General features: G+C 60.9%; 18 protein-coding genes. 5 read left to right on the top strand and 13 right to left on the bottom strand.

All coding sequences use genetic code 11. The features are described 5' to 3' along the window. The first annotated feature begins 109 nt into the window (after window positions 1-109). Complete coding sequence (locus AB4O23_RS05570; protein ID WP_017530909.1) at window positions 110-862, top strand: DUF2059 domain-containing protein; 753 nt, start codon at window positions 110-112, stop codon at window positions 860-862. 105 nt (window positions 863-967) lie between these two features. Here AB4O23_RS05570 and bipL read toward each other — a convergent pair whose 3' ends face one another. Continuing rightward, window positions 968-1,909 (bottom strand): phospholipase BipL, encoded by a 942-nt coding sequence (gene bipL, locus AB4O23_RS05565; RefSeq protein ID WP_460063900.1) that lies wholly within the window; start codon window positions 1,907-1,909, stop codon window positions 968-970. 99 nt (window positions 1,910-2,008) lie between these two features. On the opposite strand from bipL, the gene AB4O23_RS05560 reads away from it, so the two are divergent. Both AB4O23_RS05560 and AB4O23_RS05555 read left to right on the top strand, forming a co-directional pair. Then, window positions 2,009-2,584 (top strand): DUF6436 domain-containing protein, encoded by a 576-nt coding sequence (locus AB4O23_RS05560; RefSeq protein ID WP_017530907.1) that lies wholly within the window; start codon window positions 2,009-2,011, stop codon window positions 2,582-2,584. A 27-nt stretch (window positions 2,585-2,611) separates the two neighbouring features. Next, a complete protein-coding gene (locus AB4O23_RS05555; protein WP_460062548.1) occupies window positions 2,612-4,966 on the top strand; it encodes a penicillin acylase family protein in 2,355 nt (784 codons plus the stop codon). 59 nt (window positions 4,967-5,025) lie between these two features. Here AB4O23_RS05555 and AB4O23_RS05550 read toward each other — a convergent pair whose 3' ends face one another. The 8 genes from AB4O23_RS05550 to AB4O23_RS05515 all read right to left on the bottom strand — a co-directional run bounded on the left by AB4O23_RS05550 (window position 5,026) and on the right by AB4O23_RS05515 (window position 13,650). After that, a complete protein-coding gene (locus AB4O23_RS05550) occupies window positions 5,026-5,910 on the bottom strand; it encodes an ABC transporter permease subunit (RefSeq protein WP_017530905.1) in 885 nt (294 codons plus the stop codon). After that, entirely contained in the window at window positions 5,907-6,827 is a 921-nt protein-coding gene (locus tag AB4O23_RS05545) for an ABC transporter permease subunit (protein WP_017530904.1), read from the bottom strand. The genes AB4O23_RS05550 and AB4O23_RS05545 overlap by 4 nt, the downstream gene beginning before the upstream one ends. Next, complete coding sequence (locus AB4O23_RS05540; protein ID WP_460070030.1) at window positions 6,824-7,966, bottom strand: ABC transporter ATP-binding protein; 1,143 nt, start codon at window positions 7,964-7,966, stop codon at window positions 6,824-6,826. Before AB4O23_RS05540 ends, AB4O23_RS05545 begins: the two co-directional genes overlap by 4 nt. Window positions 7,967-8,031: 65 nt before the next feature. Next, window positions 8,032-9,126, bottom strand: coding sequence for a polyamine ABC transporter substrate-binding protein (locus AB4O23_RS05535; RefSeq protein ID WP_017530903.1), 1,095 nt, complete (start codon window positions 9,124-9,126; stop codon window positions 8,032-8,034). A gap of 147 nt (window positions 9,127-9,273) precedes the next feature. Further along, a complete protein-coding gene (locus AB4O23_RS05530) occupies window positions 9,274-10,368 on the bottom strand; it encodes a polyamine ABC transporter substrate-binding protein (protein ID WP_026067502.1) in 1,095 nt (364 codons plus the stop codon). Window positions 10,369-10,550: 182 nt separating this feature from the next. Further along, window positions 10,551-11,915 (bottom strand): aspartate aminotransferase family protein, encoded by a 1,365-nt coding sequence (locus tag AB4O23_RS05525; protein ID WP_017530901.1) that lies wholly within the window; start codon window positions 11,913-11,915, stop codon window positions 10,551-10,553. Between the two features lie 57 nt (window positions 11,916-11,972). Next, entirely contained in the window at window positions 11,973-13,331 is a 1,359-nt protein-coding gene (locus AB4O23_RS05520; protein ID WP_017530900.1) for a glutamine synthetase family protein, read from the bottom strand. A gap of 79 nt (window positions 13,332-13,410) precedes the next feature. Continuing rightward, window positions 13,411-13,650, bottom strand: coding sequence for a hypothetical protein (locus AB4O23_RS05515; protein ID WP_080598201.1), 240 nt, complete (start codon window positions 13,648-13,650; stop codon window positions 13,411-13,413). Window positions 13,651-13,928: 278 nt separating this feature from the next. Between AB4O23_RS05515 and AB4O23_RS05510 the strand changes: the two genes are divergently transcribed. Together AB4O23_RS05510 and AB4O23_RS05505 are read left to right on the top strand one after the other, a co-directional pair. Then, window positions 13,929-15,305, top strand: a complete 1,377-nt coding sequence (locus AB4O23_RS05510) for a glutamine synthetase family protein (RefSeq protein WP_003176781.1) — start codon at window positions 13,929-13,931, stop codon at window positions 15,303-15,305. Between the two features lie 192 nt (window positions 15,306-15,497). Then, window positions 15,498-16,127, top strand: coding sequence for a TetR/AcrR family transcriptional regulator (locus AB4O23_RS05505; protein ID WP_460062544.1), 630 nt, complete (start codon window positions 15,498-15,500; stop codon window positions 16,125-16,127). Between the two features lie 128 nt (window positions 16,128-16,255). Here AB4O23_RS05505 and AB4O23_RS05500 read toward each other — a convergent pair whose 3' ends face one another. From AB4O23_RS05500 to ssuD, 4 genes are read right to left on the bottom strand one after another with little or no spacing between them, the layout of a single operon-like run. Then, on the bottom strand, window positions 16,256-16,471 hold the full coding sequence (locus AB4O23_RS05500; RefSeq protein ID WP_003176783.1) for a TOBE domain-containing protein: 216 nt from the start codon (window positions 16,469-16,471) through the stop codon (window positions 16,256-16,258). Window positions 16,472-16,499: 28 nt separating this feature from the next. Beyond that, entirely contained in the window at window positions 16,500-17,306 is an 807-nt protein-coding gene (ssuB, locus tag AB4O23_RS05495) for an aliphatic sulfonates ABC transporter ATP-binding protein (protein WP_017530898.1), read from the bottom strand. After that, window positions 17,303-18,091, bottom strand: coding sequence for an aliphatic sulfonate ABC transporter permease SsuC (gene ssuC / locus AB4O23_RS05490; RefSeq protein WP_017530897.1), 789 nt, complete (start codon window positions 18,089-18,091; stop codon window positions 17,303-17,305). The genes ssuB and ssuC overlap by 4 nt, the downstream gene beginning before the upstream one ends. A 9-nt stretch (window positions 18,092-18,100) precedes the next feature. Then, window positions 18,101-19,249, bottom strand: coding sequence for an FMNH2-dependent alkanesulfonate monooxygenase (ssuD, locus tag AB4O23_RS05485; protein ID WP_017530896.1), 1,149 nt, complete (start codon window positions 19,247-19,249; stop codon window positions 18,101-18,103). Window positions 19,250-19,255 lie beyond the last annotated feature (6 nt).

The raw sequence follows: 19,255 nt of genomic DNA, 5'->3' as shown, positions 1-19,255 counted from the left end.
CGACAGCGCCGTCGAGCGTCTGAATACACTTTAGTCAGGTGACTGATAGGACTTCTCGACAAATCCTACGCCCGACACGGACAATAGTGGCCGACTGACAGGAGTCCATATGCGTCGTTTGTTTTTTTCCTTGCTGATGTTCTGCGTTTTGCCCGCCTGGGCAGACGGCCATGACCAGTTGTACAAGGTCGCCGGCTGGGCCGAACAACGTGCGCATTTCAATGACGCCCTCAGTGCGGCCCAGCAGCGCTACCGCAATAGCCTGCCGCCGGCGGTGTATCAGGCGTTGGTGGACAACAGCAACAAGCGCTTTGCCGCCCAGGCCATGGACCAACGCGCCGAGGCGCAGTTGCGCAAAAACCTGGCGGACCCAAAGCCTGCGCTGGCGTTCTTCCAATCGCCATTGGGCCGCAAGATTGTCGCCGCCGAGTTGCTCGCCACCCGCCGCGACCAACTGGCAAAAAACGCTCAGGGCCTGCCGAAGATCGAAGCCGACGCGACCCGCAGCCTGATCATCGGCCACCTGGCCCAGGCATTGCCTGCCCGTGAAGCCGGCGCCGAAGTGAGCCTGGCGATTGCCGGCGTGGCCGCAGACAGCTTGAGCCAGATGATCCCCGGCCTACTGGGCGGCGGCCAGGCACAAGGCATGTTGAATGGGCAGCGCGAACGCTTGATGCAGCAGATTGGCAACGACCTGAACAACACGTTGCTGTACGTCTATCGAGACTTGTCTGACCCCGAGCTGGAAGAATTCGCGACGTTTGCGGAGTCGCCGGAAGGCAAGGCGTATTACCAGGCGGCGTTGGCCGCCATTCGCGCAGGTCTTGCGGTTGGCCAAAGCACCTCAAGCCTGACGCAGTAATAAAAATGTGGGAGGGGGCTTGCTCCCGATAGCGGTGGATCAGCAAAAAATGTTTGCCTGACACACTGCTACCGGGAGCAAGCCCCCTCCCGCATTTGGACTGTGTTACTTCAATTGATCCGTGAGAAAGCTGAAATATTCATCGCGAATCTCGGGAATCTCGTTCGCCAAATGGTGCCGACCGCGCTTGAGCATCAACACCTGCGGCTGATCAAACTTACCCCGCAGCACCTGCAAATTGTGCTGCCAGTCCACCGTCATATCTTCCTCGCCCTGCACGATTATCGGCCGCCGTGGGCTGCGCGGCGCGGCTTCGATGCGCTTGATCCAGCGCAACAGCGCACCCACCCAGGCGGTGGGCAGTTGGCGCGGTTGCAGCGGGTCGGCTTCCAAAAACGGCTTGAATTCAGGATCGTTGGTGTTCTCGCTGAATCGCCGGGCGATACCGTTGACGAACGGCCGCAGCAGGTAATAACTCAGCTGGGACCAGCCCCAGGCACGCGGACGCACCAGCGGCGACAGCAGGAAGGTCTTGCCCTGCGCCGGGCTGTCGGCGCCGTGGTGGAGCAAATGATCCACCACCACCGCGCCGCCAGTACTCTGCCCGAACAGGTGCCAGGGCTGCGGCAGGTGCAGCGCCTCGACCTGGGCGAACAGCGCCTGCACCACGTTCTGGTACACCGCGAAGTCATCGATGCTGGCCCGTGCGCCGCTGGACAAACCATGGCCCGGCAGGTCGCAGGCAATCACCACAAAGCCTTGGTCCAGCGCCCAGTCCACTACGTGGCGGTATAGGCCCATATGGTCGTAGAAGCCGTGGAACATGAACATCGTCGCCACCGGAGCGGGTGGCCACCACACCTGCGCCACCACCGCGAACCCGTCAACCTCCAAACGCCCCAGGCGGCTCACGGCCGGCACTTTGCGCGCGGCCAGGTCCAAGCCGTAGAAACGCTGATACACCCGCGCCTCGGCGCTGAGCGGCTGCGCATCCACCAGGGGTCGCAAGCTGTCGCGCAGATGATCGGGGTCAAAGGTGACGGGCATAAAGGCTTCCAGACTGACGGCGAAGATGAATATCGAGCTGCGATATTCATCTGTCAGGGCAAGCATGGCAAGCTACGCGACCTTCGAGGATAGATCTGAATGCGACCGCCCTACCGTAACGCCCTGTTCGCCAGCCTGGTCCTGATCCTCTGCGCCGGCGTGCTATGGGCGGCATATAACTGGTTCCAGGGCCGCTACCTGCGTGCGTTCAGCGAGCACACGGCGGTGTTTTCCGGTGACCCCTTGAAACTGCCCGCCGACCTCGCCGGGCCAGGCCCGATTCGCCTGGTGCACTTCTGGGACCCGGCCTGCCCATGCAATGTCGGCAACCAGCAGCACCTGGGCGAACTGATCGAGCAGTACGCGCCCCAGGGCGTTGAGTTCTATGCCCTGCAAAAGCCCGGCAGCCACGGCCAACTGCCCGATAACCTGCGCACCATGAAAACCCTCACAACCCTGCCCGGCGCCGATCAAGTGCCCGCCAGCCCCGCCGTGGGCATCTGGGATCGCAGCGGCAAGCTTGCGTATTTCGGGCCCTACAGCGAAGGGCTGACGTGCAATTCGAGCAACAGCTTCATCGAGCCGATCCTCAAAGCCCTTGGAACGGGGCGCGACGTGAATGCCACGCACACCCTGGCGGTGGGCTGCTATTGTTCGTGGCCTGAAGCTCGTTAGTCACTCCACTCTCTGTAAGGAAAGTCCATGAAGCGCGTCTTGCGGGTTCTCGCGGTGCTGCTGGTGCTGATCACCCTCGGTGCCGGCTGGTACGTGTACAGCAAGCAACCCACCCGCCAGGGCACGGTTTCGCTGGCCAACCTGCAAGGCTCGGTCACGGTGCGCTACGACGACCGTGGCGTGCCGCACATCCGCGCCGAGAACGAGGCCGACCTGTATCGCGCGCTGGGCTACGTGCACGCCCAGGACCGGTTGTTCCAGATGGAGATCATGCGGCGCCTGGCCCGTGGCGAACTGGCCGAGGTGCTGGGGCCCAAGCTGCTGGAAACCGACAAGCTGTTTCGCAGCCTGCGCATTCGTGAACGCGCCTTGAGCTACGTGGAACACATGGACCATGAGTCCCCCGCATGGGAAGCCCTGCAAGCCTACCTGGACGGCATAAACCAGTATCAGGACAGCCACGCCAGCCCCATGGAGTTCGACGTGCTGGGCATTCCCAAACGCCGGTTCACCGCCGAAGACACCATCAGCGTCGCCGGCTACCTGGCCTACAGTTTTGCCGCCGCGTTTCGTACCGAGCCATTGCTGACTTACGTCCGCGACCAGTTGGGCAGCGAGTACCTGAACGTCTTCGACCTGGGCTGGCAACCCAAGGGCGCGCTGAACCTGGCTGCCGGTGACTGGCAAACCCTGGGCGCGATAGCCGCCCTGAGCGACCAGGCCCTGGCCGACAATGGCTTGCCGCAGTTCGAAGGCAGCAATGCCTGGGCCATCAGCGGCAGCCGCACCAAAAGCGGCAAACCCTTGCTGGCGGGCGACCCGCATATTCGCTTTTCAGTGCCGTCGGTATGGTACGAAGCGCAGCTGTCGGCGCCGGGCTTCGAGCTGTATGGCTATCACAACGCGCTGGTGCCGGTGGCGTTCCTGGGGCACAACCTGGACTTCGGCTGGAGCCTGACCATGTTCCAGAACGACGACCTTGACCTGATCGCCGAAAAGGTCAACCCGGCCAACCCCAATCAGGTCTGGTACCACGACCAGTGGGTAGACATGACCAGCAGCGCGCAACAGATCGCGGTGAAGGGCCAGGCCCCGGTCACCCTCACGCTGCGTCAGTCGCCCCATGGGCCGATCATCAATGACGTACTCGGCGAGAACGCCGGCAACACGCCAATCGCGATGTGGTGGGCATTCCTCGACACCCAGAACCCGATCCTCGAAGGTTTCTACCAGCTCAACCGCGCCGATACCCTGGCCAAGGCCCGGGCCGCAGCGGCCAAGGTCTCTGCGCCGGGGCTGAATATTGTGTGGGCCAATGCCAAGGGCGATATCGGCTGGTGGGCCGCGGCGCAACTGCCGATCCGCCCGGCCGGTGCCAACCCTGGGTTTATCCTCGACGGCAGCACCGCCCAGGCCGACAAGCTGGGCTTTTACCCCTTCAGCGCCAACCCCCAGGAAGAAAACCCGGCGCGCGGCTATGTGGTTTCGGCCAATGCCCAACCGGTATCGCCCAGCCGCATGGAGATCCCCGGCTACTACAACCTGGCCGACCGGGGCCAGCAGTTGAACGCGCAGTTGAGCGATAAAAGCGTGAAGTGGGATGTAAACAACAGCCAAGCCTTGCAACTGGGCACCACGACCGCCTTCGGCCCGCGCTTGCTGGCGCCGCTGTTGCCGGTGTTGCGCGAGGTGGTCAAGGACCCGTCGCAACTCAAGCTGGTGGAACAACTGGCCGCCTGGAAAGGCGATTACCCGCTGGACTCCATCAGCGCCACGCTGTTCAACCAGTTCCTGTTCAACCTGGCGGATGCGGCCTTCCACCCAAAACTGGGCGATAACCTGTTCAAGACCTTGCTCGGCACCCGGGCAATCGACGCCGCCTTACCGCGCCTGGCCGCCGACCCGAGTTCGCCCTGGTGGGACGGCAAACGCGCCGACGCCGTCAAGCTCGCCTGGGACAACAGCCTCGCGCACCTCAAGGCCACCTTCGGCGACGACCCCGCCCAATGGCAATGGGGCAAGGCGCACACCCTTACCCATGGCCACCCACTGGGTTCACAAAAGCCCTTGGACCTGATCGTCAATGTCGGCCCCTTCCCGGCCCCCGGCAGCCACGAGGTGCCAAACAACCAATCGGCCGCGATCGGCCCCGCACCGTGGCCGGTGACCTACGGCCCCTCGACCCGCCGCCTGATCGACTTCGCCGACGCGGCCCATGCGCTGACCATCAACCCAGTGGGACAAAGCGGTGTACCGTTTGATCGCCACTACAGCGACCAGGCCGAAACCTACATCGAAGGCGGTTACGAACAGGCGCATTTCACCGAAGAGGAAATCACGGCGAATACTCGGGGCACGCTGAAACTGCTGCCAGTTCGATAACGGATCAACACTGTGGGAGGGGGCAAGCCTGCTCCCACAGTTTGCGCCTGCTCCGTCAGTTAGACCGGCGCTGGCGCCCGACGCTTGTCCGGCTGCTGCCAGCCATCGGCAGCGGCTTCTTCAATCGCCTGCTGGATCGCCTTCTTGCGGTGTTCCTCGGCACGACGGCTGAAGAACCACACCAGAAAGGTCACCAGCGACACCGCCAACAGAATCAGGCTGGCCACCGCGTTGATCTCGGGTTTAACCCCAAGCCGCACGGCCGAAAACACTTCCATCGGCAAGGTAGTGGAGCCCGGGCCGGACACGAAGCTGGCCAGTACCAGGTCATCCAGGGACAACGCAAACGACATCATGCCGCCGGCGGCCAGCGACGGCGCGATCATCGGGATAGTGATCAGGAAGAACACCTTCCACGGCCGCGCGCCCAGGTCCATCGCCGCTTCTTCGATCGACAGGTCCAGCTCACGCAAACGCGCCGACACCACCACCGCCACATACGCCGCACAGAACGTGGTGTGGGCGATCCAGATGGTGACGATGCCACGCTCCTGGGGCCAGCCGATCAGTTGCGCCATGGCCACGAACAGCAGCAACAGCGACAGACCGGTGATCACTTCGGGCATCACCAACGGCGCGGTCACCAGGCCGCCGAACAACGTGCGGCCCTTGAACTGGCTGATGCGCGTGAGCACGAACGCCGCCAATGTACCCAGTGCCACCGCGGCCACCGCCGTGTAGCAGGCGATCTCCAGGGAGCGCGCCACCGAGCCCATCAGTTGGGTGTTGTCCAGCAGGCCCACGTACCACTTGATCGACCAACCGCCCCACACCGTCACCAGTTTGGATTCGTTGAACGAGTAGATCACCAGGATCAGCATCGGCAGGTAGATAAACAACAACCCCGCCACCAGCATGAAGCTTGAGAAACTGACGCGCTTCATATCTTGCCCTCCATCTCTTTGGCTTGGCTGCGGTTAAACAGGATGATCGGCACGATCAGGATCGCCAGCATCACCACCGCCAGGGCAGACGCCACCGGCCAGTCACGGTTGTTGAAGAACTCTTGCCACAGCACTTTACCGATCATCAGGGTTTCCGGGCCGCCGAGCAGTTCAGGGATCACGAACTCGCCCACCACCGGGATAAACACCAGCATGCAACCGGCGATGATGCCGTTCTTGGACAGCGGCACGGTGATCTTCCAGAAGCTGTTGAACGTGCTCGAACCCAGGTCCGATGCAGCTTCAAGCAGGCTCTGGTCGTGCTTCACCAGGTTGGCGTACAGCGGCAGGATCATGAACGGCAGGTATGAATAAACCACGCCGATATACACCGCGATGTTGGTGTTGAGGATCTGCAGCGGCTCGTTGATCAGCCCCATGGACATCAGGAAGCCATTGAGCAAACCGTTGTTGCTGAGGATGCCCATCCACGCATACACGCGGATCAAAATGGCGGTCCAGGTCGGCATCATGATCAGCAGCACCAGCACGGTCTGCATTTCTTTGCGCGCGGTAGCAATGGCGTAGGCCATCGGATAGCCGATCAGCAGGCACAGCAGCGTGCTGAAAAAGGCCATCTTCAGCGAGCCCAGGTAGGCGGAGATATACAGCTCATCCCCCGCCAGTAACTGGTAGTTGGCCAGGTTCAGCACCACCTGCAGTTTTTGCTCAACGTAGGTGTAGATCTCGGTATACGGCGGGATCGCCACGTCGGCTTCGGCAAAGCTGATTTTCAGGACAATGAAAAACGGCAAGGCGAAAAACAGGAACAGCCACAGGAACGGAATCCCGATGACCACCTGCTTGCCGCTGGGGACGATGCGGTGCAAGCGCCGCTTGAGCTTCTTCATGTTCATGAGCGCAGTACCACGCCGCTGTCGTCTTCCCACCACACGTAGACCTGGTCACCCCAGGTCGGCCGCTGACCACGGCGTTCGGCGTTAGCGACGAAGGACTGCACCAGCTTGCCGCTCGGCAGCTCTACGTAGAACACCGAGTGGCCGCCCAGGTAGGCGATGTCGTGCACCTTGCCGCTGGACCAGTTGTGTTCGCAGGTCGGCATTTCGGTGGTGACCAGCAGCTTTTCCGGGCGAATGGCGTAGGTCACCGACTTGTCTTCCACCGAGGTGGCGATGCCGTAGCCCACGTAGATGTCGCGGTCCAGGTCCGGGCACTTGAGCACCGCGTGGCCTTCGGCGTCGTCGACCACCTGGGTGTCGAAAATGTTGACGTTGCCGATGAACTCGCACACCAGGCGGCTGGTGGGGGTTTCGTAGATATCGATGGGGCTGCCGATCTGCGCGATCCAGCCCAGGTGCATGATCGCGATGCGTTCGGCCATGGTCATGGCCTCTTCCTGGTCGTGGGTCACCATCACGCAGGTCACGCCGACGCGCTCGATGATTTCGACAAGCTCAAGCTGCATCTGCGAACGCAGCTTCTTGTCCAGTGCGCCCATCGGCTCATCGAGCAGCAGCAGCTTCGGGCGTTTGGCCAGGGAGCGCGCCAGGGCAACCCGCTGGCGCTGGCCACCGGACAACTGGTGCGGCTTGCGCTTGGCGTACTGGCTCATCTGCACCAGCTTGAGCATCTCGGCCACGCGGGCGTCGACCTCGGCCTTGGGGATCTTGTCCTGTTGCAGGTCGAAGGCAATGTTCTGCGCCACGGTCATGTGCGGGAACAGGGCGTAGGACTGGAACATCATGTTGATCGGCCGCTCGTAGGGCGGCATGTCGGTGATGTCCACACCGTCGAGGTAGATGCGGCCTTCGGTCGGGCGCTCGAAGCCTGCGAGCATGCGCAGCAAGGTGGACTTGCCCGAACCCGAACCGCCGAGCAAGGCGAAGATCTCGCCTTTCTTGATTTCCAGGGACACATCGTCCACGGCAATCGTCTCGTCGAACTTCTTCGTGACCCGGTCGATTTTGACCAGCACCTTCTTCGGTGTCTGGTCGCCCTCGAGGGCTTTCTTATAGGCGCCGGAGGCAACTGCCATTTACGAAACTCCCAAAAAAACTGTGCAGCCGGCCCAATGCGGGCCAGCCTTGGATAGTTTGAGCCTTACTTGCCCGTCTTGACCTTGGTCCAGCTACGGGTCATTAAACGCTGCACGTTCGGGGGTAGCTCGAAGTTGACGAATGTCCGCTCGAGAACCGCCTGCGGTGGGTAAACCGCTTCGTCGGTGCGTATCGATTGCTCCATCAGCTTGTCCGCCCCAGGGTTAGGGTTGGCGTAACCGACGTAATCACTGACCTGGGCGATCACCTCAGGTTGCAGCAAATAGTTGATGAAGGCGTGGGCCTCTTTGACGTTGGCGGCATCCTTGGGGATCGCCAACACGTCAAACCACAGGTTGCCGCCTTCTTTGGGAATCGCGTAGGCGATGTTCACGCCTTTGCCCGCCTCGGCCGCACGGGCCTTGGCCTGGAACACATCGCCGGAGAACCCGGCGGCCACGCAGATGTTGCCGTTGGCCAGGTCCGAGATGTATTTGGATGAGTGGAAGTAGGTCACGTAGGGCCGCACTTTCAGCAGCTTTTCCTCGGCCTTTTTGTAGTCCGCCGGGTTGGTGCTGTTCGGGTCCAGGCCCATGTAGTTGAGTACAGCCGGCAGCATTTCATCCGCCGAGTCCATGAAGGACACGCCGCAGGTGGCCAGCTTCTTCATGTTTTCCGGTTCGAACAACACGGCCCAGGAATCGATCTTGTCGACACCCAGCACTTGCTTCACTTTGTCGACGTTGTAGCCGATGCCATTGGTGCCCCACAGGTACGGCACCGCGTACTGGTTGCCCGGGTCGTTCTTTTCCAGGCGCTTGAGCAGTGCCGGGTCGAGGTTGGCGTAGTTCGTGAGCAATGACTTGTCGAGTTTCTGGAACGCCCCGGCCTTGATCTGCTTGCCGAGGAAGTGGTTGGACGGCACCACCACGTCGTAGCCGGTACGCCCGGCCAGCAGTTTGCCTTCCAGGGTTTCGTTGGAATCAAACACGTCATACACGGGCTTGATACCGGTGGCCTTTTCGAAGTTGGCCAGGGTGTCGGTACCGATGTAGTCCGACCAGTTATAAATATGCACCGTCGGTGCGGCCTGCACGCTCAACGCCAGCGTGATACCCGCGCCCACCAGCATGGCTTGGCGAAATAAAGAAATTGGCACGTGGAGGTCCTCTTAAATAGTTGGGCCCAAAGTTGTTGCCCGGCAACAAAACCGGCGCGCAACTTACCCTCGATAAACCGATCCGGCAAAACTTTCTGTCATTTTATGTGTGGAAGGGAGCAAGCCCCCTTCCACAGGTAGCACGGCTTATTTACCGGATTTGATCTTGGTCCAGCTGCGTGTCATTTCACGCTGGGTCGCAGCCGGCAAGTCAGCAATCGCGTAGAGCTTGGCCTGGACATCGGCTGGTGGGTAGATGCCCGGGTCGCTGGTGATGTCTTTGTCGACCAGTGCGGTGGCCTTCTCGTTACCGTTCGGGAAACGCACGCTGTTGGTGATGGAGGCCATCACTTCAGGCTTGAGCAGGTAGTTGAGGAACGTGTAGGCGGCGTCGACGTTTTCGGCATCTTTAGGGATGGCGACCATGTCGAAGAAGCTACCGGCGCCTTCCTTCGGAATGTCATAGGCAACCTTGACCTTGCCACCGGCTTCAGCCGCGCGGGACTTGGCCTGCTGGATGTCGCCCGAGTAACCCACGGCCACGCAGATGTTGCCGTTGGCCAGGTCCGAGATGTACTTGGAGGAGTGGAAGTAGCCGATCGAAGGACGGATTTTCAGGAACAGGTCTTCAGCCTGCTTCAGATCGGCCTTCTTCTGAGTGTCGGTCGGCAGGCCCAGGTAGTGCAGCGCCACCGGCAGCATTTCGGTCGGCGAATCGAGGAAGCTCACGCCGCAGCTTTTCAGCTTGGCGATGTTTTCAGGCTTCATCAGCACATCCCAGGAGTCGATCTTGTCCACGCCCAGCGCGGCCTTGACCTTCTCCGGGTTGTAGCCGATGCCGATCGAACCCCACATGTACGGGAAGGCATGCTTGTTATCCGGGTCGCTGACCGACACGGCTTTAAGCAGGGATGTGTTCAGGTTGCTGTAGTTGGACAGCTTGGACTTGTCCAGCTCCTGGTAAACACCGGCCTTGATCTGCTTGGCGAGGAAGTTGTTCGACGGTACGACGATGTCGTAGCCGGACTTGCCTGCCAGCAACTTGGCTTCGAGGGTCTCGTTGCTGTCGAAGACGTCATACACCACTTTAATGCCCGACTCTTTTTCAAAGTTGGCGATGGTGTCCGGTGCGATGTAGTCGGACCAGTTGTAGACGTGCAGCACTTTATCGGCTGCCTGGGCGCCGCCCGCCATTGCGCCCATCAGGGACAAGGCGAGGAGGGTCTTGCCGGCGTTCTTCAAACCTAATGCCTTCATTTGGTGATGCTCCAATTTTTCTTTTTTGGGCCACGTTTTTTTATGTTCAGCGGCCCTTCCAGAGGGCAACAAAACAGGGCGACAGTCTGGCAAGTTCAGGGGCCGGCTTTCAACCAGAGCCCCCAACATTTGTAACTGCTCAATGCACCGCGCACTGAGCCTAGCACTTAGCCCTGCAACGCCGCCAAAGTCAGGTCCAGGCACGTACGCGCCTTGGTCACCAGCTCATCGATTTCGGCCTTGCTGATCACCAGCGGCGGCGAAATGATCATGGTGTCACCCACGGCGCGCATGATCAGGCCGTTGTTGAAGCAGAAAGTGCGGCAAATCATGCCCGCGCCCTTGCCTTCATAACGCTTGCGGGTGGCCTTGTCTTGAACCAGCTCGATTGCACCGAGCATGCCCACGCCGCGAACTTCGCCCACCAACGGGTGATCCGCCAATTCCCTCAAACGCTTTTGCAAATACGGTGCCGTTTCATCGTGAACGCGGCTGACGATTTTTTCATCGCGCATGATGCGGATGTTTTCCATGGCCACCGCCGCCGCCACCGGGTGGCCGGAGTAGGTGAAGCCGTGGTTGAAATCACCGCCTTCATTGAGCACGGCGACCACGTCGTCGCGCACGATCAGGCCGCCCATGGGGATGTAACCCGAGGTAAGGCCCTTGGCGATGGTCATCATGTGTGGCGTGAGGTCGTAGAAATCGCTCCCGAACCACTCACCGGTACGGCCGAACCCGCAGATCACTTCGTCGGCAATGAACAGGATGTCGTACTTGGCGAGGATTTCCTTGATGCGCGGCCAGTAAGTGGCGGGCGGCACGATGACGCCACCGGCGCCCTGGATCGGCTCGGCAATAAAGGCACCGACGTTGTCCACGCCCAACTCCAGGATTTTTTCTTCCAACTGGTTGGCGGCCCAGGTCCCGAACTCGTCGGGGCTCATGTCGCCGCCTTCGCCAAACCAGTACGGCTGGGCGATGTGGGTGATGCCCGGGATCGGCAAGTCGCCCTGTTCATGCATATACGTCATGCCGCCCAGGCTGGCGCCGGCCACGGTGGAGCCGTGGTAGCCATTCTTGCGGCTGATGATGGTTTTCTTGTTCGGTTGGCCTTTGATCGCCCAGTAATGGCGAACCATGCGCAACATGGTGTCGTTGCCTTCGGAGCCGGAACCGGTGAAGAACACGTGGTTCATGCCGGCGGGCGCGATATCGGAAATGGCTTTGGCCAGTTCCAGCACGGGCGGGTGAGCGGTCTGGAAGAACAGGTTGTAATACGGCAGTTCTTTCATTTGCTTGGCGGCGGCGTCGGCGAGTTCATCGCGACCGTAACCGATTGCCACGCACCACAGGCCGGCCATGCCGTCGAGGATCTTGTTGCCTTCGCTGTCCCACAAGTACACGCCGTGGGCTTTGGTGATGATCCGTGGGCCTTTCTCTTTCAATTGCTTGAAGTCGCTGAACGGCGCCAGATGGTGATCGTTGCTCAAGGCTTGCCATTCACGGGTTTGCGGGTTGTTGCTGGACATACCAATCTCCTCAAATTTCGGTGAGGGGCGCACGGCGCGAGCCGCACGCCCGGCGCATCAGACGGCGAAGAGCAGGAATTCCCGCTCCCACGAACTGATGACGCGCTTGAAGTTTTCGTGCTCGGCCCGCTTGACCGCGACGTAGCCTGTGATGAATTTCTGACCCAGGTATTTCTCGATGGTCTTGCTGTTTTCCATGCGTTCCAGGGCGTCTTCGATGGTCAACGGCAGGCGCAGGTTGCGCCGCTCGTAACCACGCCCAACCACCGGCGCGCTCGGGTTATGGCCTTCGACCATGCCGATGTAGCCGCACAGCAGGCTGGCGGCAATCGCCAGGTACGGGTTGGCGTCGGCGCCCGGCAGGCGGTTCTCGACACGGCGGTTCTGCGGGCCGGCATCCGGTACGCGCAGGCCGACAGTGCGGTTTTCTTCGCCCCATTCCACGTTCACCGGCGCCGAGGTGTCGGGCAGGAAGCGGCGGAACGAGTTCACATTAGGGGCAAACAGCGGCAGCAATTCAGGGATGAATTTCTGCAGGCCGCCAATGTGGTTGAGAAACAGCTGGCTCATGCTTCCGTCTTCATTGGAGAAGACGTTCTTGCCCGTGGCGATGTCGATGATGCTCTGGTGCAGGTGCATCGCGCTGCCGGGCTCGCCGGTCATCGGCTTGGCCATGAAGGTGGCGGCCACGTCGTGCTTGAGCGCGGCTTCACGCATGGTGCGCTTGAACACCAGGATCTGATCGGCCAGCGACAGCGCGTCGCCGTGACGGAAGTTGATTTCCATCTGCGCGGTGCCGTCTTCGTGGATCAGGGTGTCGAGGTCCAGCTCCTGCAGTTCGCACCAGTCGTAGACGTCTTCGAAGAGCGGGTCGAATTCGTTGGCGGCTTCAATAGAGAAGGACTGGCGACCCGTCTCCGGGCGCCCGGAACGGCCGATCGGCGGTTGCAGCGGGAAGTCCGGGTCTTCGCAGCGCTTGGTCAGGTAGAACTCCATCTCCGGCGCCACGATGGGCTGCCAACCTTTGTCGGCGTAGAGCTTGAGGACTTTCTTGAGCACGTTGCGCGGCGACAGCTCGATCGGGTTGCCTTGCTTGTCGTAGGTATCGTGGATCACCTGGGCGGTCGGCTCGATGGCCCAGGGCACCAGGAACACCGCGTTCTGGTCGGGGCGGCAGATCATGTCGATGTCGGCCGGGTCGAGCAGTTCGTAATAGATGTCGTCTTCGACATAGTCGCCGGTCACGGTCTGCAACAGCACGCTCTCGGGCAGGCGCATGCCCTTTTCGGCGATGAATTTGTTGGTCGGCGAGATCTTGCCCCGGGTGATGCCGGTGAGGTCGCCAATCATGCATTCGACTTCTGTGATCTTGTGGTCTTTCAACCAATCGGTGAGCTGGTCGAGGTTGTTACTCATAAATGCCTCTGGGCTGGGTTTCCTGGCATCCATTAAAGGCCAGGCGTTGGTTGACGCAGCATCCGCGTCGTTTTTTCGTTCAGGGTAGGAGCTTACCTGCCATTTGCTGCAGCGTTGCATTCCTCACGCCAAAGTTGTGCGCAATCTTGATCGGCGCAACGGATGAGGGCCGTTCATCGGCGGTGGCGAGGGCAAGGAAGAGGTCGGACAGGCCGTCAAGAATATTGGCCGGAGCGTGGGTATTCACACGGGATGAATGAACTGCGGACAAAGCCTGGCGCAAGCAGGCAGAGACGCCGAATGGCGGCAGGTGAAACATGAAGCACCCCGGTATTATTGCTGTTATGGGTTTGAATCGAGCTTAGCCTTGTTCATTTTTTTACACAACACCCCCGTAAAAAATACAACACGGCCCGCTCAAGCCCGCGAGTCCCAAGCCCATCAAACCCAAAAAACCGCCCTAAAAAGCCCCAAAAAAGCCTGCGGAGCGCTTTTTTAGGGCAAAAAAGGCCTCGCTTGACTTCGGCATGCCGTTCGGGTTGACTGAAACCAGAAAAGATCAATGATTGATATTTTTAACAACAAAGGTGTTGCATCATGTCGGTACCCCCGCGTGCCGTTCAGCTTAACGAAGCGAACGCGTTCCTTAAGGATCATCCTGAGGTTCTGTACGTAGACCTTCTAATTGCGGATATGAATGGTGTGGTGCGCGGCAAGCGCATCGAACGCACCAGCCTCCACAAGGTTTACGAGAAGGGCATTAACCTGCCTGCCTCTTTATTTGCCCTGGATATCAACGGCTCGACGGTGGAAAGCACCGGCCTGGGCCTGGACATCGGTGATGCTGACCGAATCTGTTATCCAATCCCCGACACCCTGTGCAATGAGCCCTGGCAAAAGCGCCCTACCGCGCAACTGCTGATGACCATGCACGAACTTGAAGGTGAACCTTTCTTCGCCGATCCGCGCGAAGTGCTCCGCCAAGTCGTCAGCAAGTTCGATGACATGGGCCTGACCATCTGCGCTGCCTTCGAGCTTGAGTTCTACCTGATCGACCAGGAGAACGTGAACGGCCGCCCACAACCGCCCCGCTCGCCGATCTCCGGCAAACGCCCGCATTCGACACAGGTTTACCTGATCGACGACCTCGACGAATACGTCGACTGCCTCCAGGACATCCTCGAAGGTGCCAAGGAGCAAGGCATCCCGGCCGACGCCATCGTCAAGGAAAGTGCCCCGGCGCAGTTCGAAGTGAACCTGCACCACGTGGCCGACCCGATCAAGGCCTGCGACTACGCGGTACTGCTCAAGCGCCTGATCAAGAACATCGCCTACGACCATGAGATGGACACCACCTTCATGGCCAAGCCTTACCCAGGCCAGGCAGGCAACGGGCTGCACGTGCATATTTCGATCCTGGACAAGGACGGCAAGAACATCTTCGCCAGCGAGGATCCCGAGCAGAACGCCGCATTGCGTCACGCGATCGGCGGTGTGCTGGAGACCCTACCCGCCCAGATGGCGTTCCTGTGCCCCAACGTCAACTCCTACCGTCGTTTCGGCGCACAGTTCTACGTGCCGAACTCGCCGTGCTGGGGCCTGGACAACCGCACCGTAGCGATTCGCGTACCGACCGGCTCGTCCGACGCGGTACGTATCGAACACCGCGTGGCCGGCGCCGACGCCAACCCTTACCTGCTGATGGCTTCGGTCCTGGCAGGCGTGCACCATGGTCTGACCAACAAGATCGAACCGGGCGCTCCAGTGGAAGGCAACAGCTACGAGCAGAACGAGCAAAGCCTGCCGAACAACCTGCGCGATGCCCTGCGTGAGTTGGACGACAGCGAGGTGATGGCCAAGTACATCGATCCTAAATACATCGATATCTTCGTCGCCTGTAAGGAAAGTGAGCTGGAAGAGTTCGAACACTCCATCTCCGACCTTGAGTACAACTGGTACCTGCATACCGTGTAAGCGGTTGAAGCAGTAAAAGGGAACGCCGCTGACTTTGGTCAGTGGCGTTTTTTTATGGGTTTCTTTTGGGATACCGAGGTGGCCTCATCGGGAGCAAGTCGAATCGTCGCACCGCCCCTCCCACACTTTGATTTGTGAATGCAGTTAAATCTCCCTGCTCATACAATGCCCGCTGCCTTGTAGGAGACTTCCATGACCACCCGCCCCGCCGCCACTCGCAAACCCCGCGCCCGCAGCCAGGCACGTATCGACGCAATCCTTGATGCCGCCCGCACCTTGCTGGCCGCCGAAGGCGTGGACAGTTTGTCGATCTACAGCGTGGCCGAACGGGCGCAGATTCCGCCGTCGTCGGTGTACCACTTTTTCGCCAACGTGCCGGCGTTACTGGAGGCGTTGACGGCCGATGTGCATGCGGCCTTCCGCGCGGCCATTGAGGCGCCCATCGAACATGAGGCGCTCAACACTTGGCGAGACCTGTCCAGTATCGTCGAACAGCGCATGCTGACTATCTATGAACATGACGCCGCCGCCCGCCAGCTGATCCTGGCCCAGCATGGCCTCACCGAAGTCACCCAGGCCGACCGCCAGCACGATCTGGAATTGGGACATCTGATGCTGACCGTGTTCAACCGCCACTTTGAAGTGCCGAGGTTGCCAGCCGACGTGGATGTGTTCGCCCTGGCGCTGGAACTGAGTGACCGCGTGTATGCGCGCTCGGTGCATCAGCATGGGCAGATTACGCCGCGTATGGCGGAGGAAGGGATGCGGGTGTTTGATGCGTATGTGGGGCTCTACCTGCCAGCCTATTTGCCCAAGCGCTGAGCCTTGCGGTGACCGGTAGGCCTCATCGGGAGCAAGCCCCCTCCCACATTGACCGCGTTTCAACTCTGGAATGCACTCAAATGTGGGAGGGGGCTTGCTCCCGATGACGGCCTCAAGACCGACACCCCTCACAACTTGGCGATCGACACCTCAGTGGACTTCACAAAGGCAATCACCTCACTGCCGATCACCAGTTCCAGCTCTTTGACCGAGCGGGTGGTGATCACCGAAGTGACGATACCGGAGGCGGTCTGCACATCGATTTCCGACAGCACGTCGCCGACTACGATTTCCTTGATGGTGCCTTTGAACTGGTTACGCACGTTGATGGCTTTAATGGTCATGGTGTTCTTCCTTCGTGGGACAAGTGAGTTATTGAGCCCAACGCAATTGCGTAGGCAGCGGTGAAACAGGTTCGGGTTCCGGCGGAGCGCCGGGCAACGACAGCACACGGTTGAGCACTTCGGCCTCCAGCGCCGCCAGGCGATGAGAGCCACGGGCCCGTGGGCGTGGCAGGTCGACGATCAGGTCGAGGCCGATTTCGCCGTCTTCGATCAGGATCACCCGGTCGGCAATCGCCACGGCTTCGCTGACGTCATGGGTTACCAGCAACACGGTGAAGCCGTGCTGGCGCCACAGGTTTTCGATCAGTTGCTGCATCTCGATGCGGGTCAGGGCATCCAGCGCGCCCAGCGGCTCATCGAGCAACAGCAAGCGCGGTTGGTGGATCAGGGCGCGCGCGAGGGCCACGCGTTGCTTCTGGCCACCGGACAATGCCGCCGGCCATTCATTGGCGCGCTCCGCCAGGCCGACCGCGTCCAGGGCTTGCAGCGCTTTGGGGCGCCAGTCGCCCTTGAGGCCCAGGCCCACGTTGTCGATGATTTTTTTCCACGGCAACAAGCGCGCTTCCTGGAACATCAACCGCGTGTCTTCAATTGCTTCGCCGAGCGCTGCGGAACCGGCCAGCAGCTCGCCGCCACTGGCTTTGTCCAAGCCGGCCAGCAGGCGCAGCAAGGTACTTTTGCCGCAACCACTGCGGCCGACCACGGCCACGAACTGGCCTGCCGGAATGTGCAGGTCAATCTCTTTGAGCACGTGCCGTGCGCCAAATGATTTGCGCAATTTGCGCACTGCCAGGGGGATCCCTTTAAGCAGGCGCGGAGGTTGTTGAGCTGTCATGCCGCACCGCCTTTATTCACTTGATACGCCGGGTGCCAGCGCAGCCACACACGTTCCAGGCCACGTGCCGCCAGGTCGGCCAGCTTGCCGAGAATGGCGTACATCACGATGGCCAGCACCACCACGTCGGTTTGCAGGAACTCACGTGCGTTCATCGCCAGGTAGCCGATGCCGGAGCTGGCGGAGATGGTTTCCGCCACAATCAGCGTCAACCACATAAAGCCCAGGGCAAACCGCACGCCCACCAGGATCGACGGCAGGGCGCCCGGCAGGATGACTTGCCAGAACAGGCTGAACCCGGACAAGCCATAGCTGCGCGACATTTCCACCAACGCCGGGTCGACGTTGCGGATGCCGTGGTAGGTGTTGAGGTAAATCGGGAACAACGTACCGAGGGCCACCAGGAAAATCTTTGCGGTCTCGTCGATCCCGAACCACAGGATCACCAGCGGGATCAGCGCCAGGTGCGGCACGTTGCGGATCATCTGCACCGAGCTGTCCAGCAGGCGCTCGCCCCACGTCGACAAGCCAGTGATAAACCCCAGCGCCAGGCCGATGCCGCCACCGATCACAAAGCCCAGGCCCGCGCGCCAGCCGCTGATGGCCAGGTGGGTCCAGATTTCGCCGCTGGCCACAAGATGCACCCCCGCTTCAATCACGGCACTCGGGGCCGGCAGAATGCGCGTCGACAACCAGCCCGCCGACACGGACAACTGCCACACCGCCAGCAATAAAACCGGCAGCGCCCAAGGCGCCACGCGATGGCTCAATTTTTCATAATTCATAACGCCACCTCAGCTCTGTGACGCCGCTTTGGGAAGGATATCGTTGGCGACCATTTCGCCGAACGGGCTCACATAGCCGGCGCTTTTCGGCAGTTCCGGACGCTCGATGTCCAGGTGCGGGAACAGCAGCTCAGCGACCCGATACGACTCTTCCAGGTGTGGATAACCGGAGAAGATAAAGGTGTCGATGCCCAGCGCGGCGTATTCCTTGACCCGCGCCGCAACGGTCGGGCCATCACCCACCAGCGCCGTACCCGCACCACCACGCACCAGGCCGACGCCGGCCCACAGGTTGGGGCTCACTTCCAGATGGTCGCGGTTGCCGCCGTGCAACGCGGCCATGCGTTGCTGGCCAACCGAATCGAAGCGCGCCAGGGAGGCCTGGGCGCGGGCGATGGTGTCGTCGTCCAGATGGGAGATCAGTTTGTCGGCGGCTTTCCAGGCTTCGTCGGTGGTCTCGCGCACGATCACATGCAGGCGAATGCCAAAGCGCACGGTACGCCCGAGCTTGGCCGCCTTGGCCCGCACTTGTTCGATCTTCTCGGCAACCGCGGCCGGTGGCTCGCCCCAGGTCAGCACCATTTCCACTTGCTCGGCGGCCAGGTCCTGGGCGGCTTCGGAAGAACCGCCAAAGTACAACGGCGGGCGCGGTTGCTGGATCGGTGGGTAAAGCAATTTGGCGCCTTTGACGCTGATGTGTTCGCCATCGTAATCCACGGTTTCGCCCTCCAGCACACGACGCCAGATGCGCGTGAACTCGACCGAAGCCTGGTAGCGCTCTTCGTGGCTGAGGAACAAGCCATCGCCGGCCAACTCGTCCGGATCACCACCGGTGACCAGGTTGAACAACGCGCGACCACCGGACAAACGATCCAGGGTCGCGGCCTGACGCGCGGCCACTGTTGGGGAAATGATCCCGGGGCGCAGGGCGACCAGAAATTTCAAACGCTGGGTCACCGGGATCAGCGACGCGGCCACCAGCCACGAGTCTTCGCAGGAACGCCCGGTGGGGATCAGCACTCCACCGAAACCCAGGCGGTCAGCGGCCTGGGCCACTTGCTGCAAATAACCGTGGTCGACGGCGCGAGCGCCTTCGGCGGTGCCAAGGTAATGGCCGTCGCCGTGGGTAGGCAGGAACCAGAAAATAGTGAGGCTCATGGAGTT

The organism is Pseudomonas sp. H2_A10, from assembly GCF_054680085.1.
This window is presented reverse-complemented; position numbering and strand designations above follow the sequence as displayed.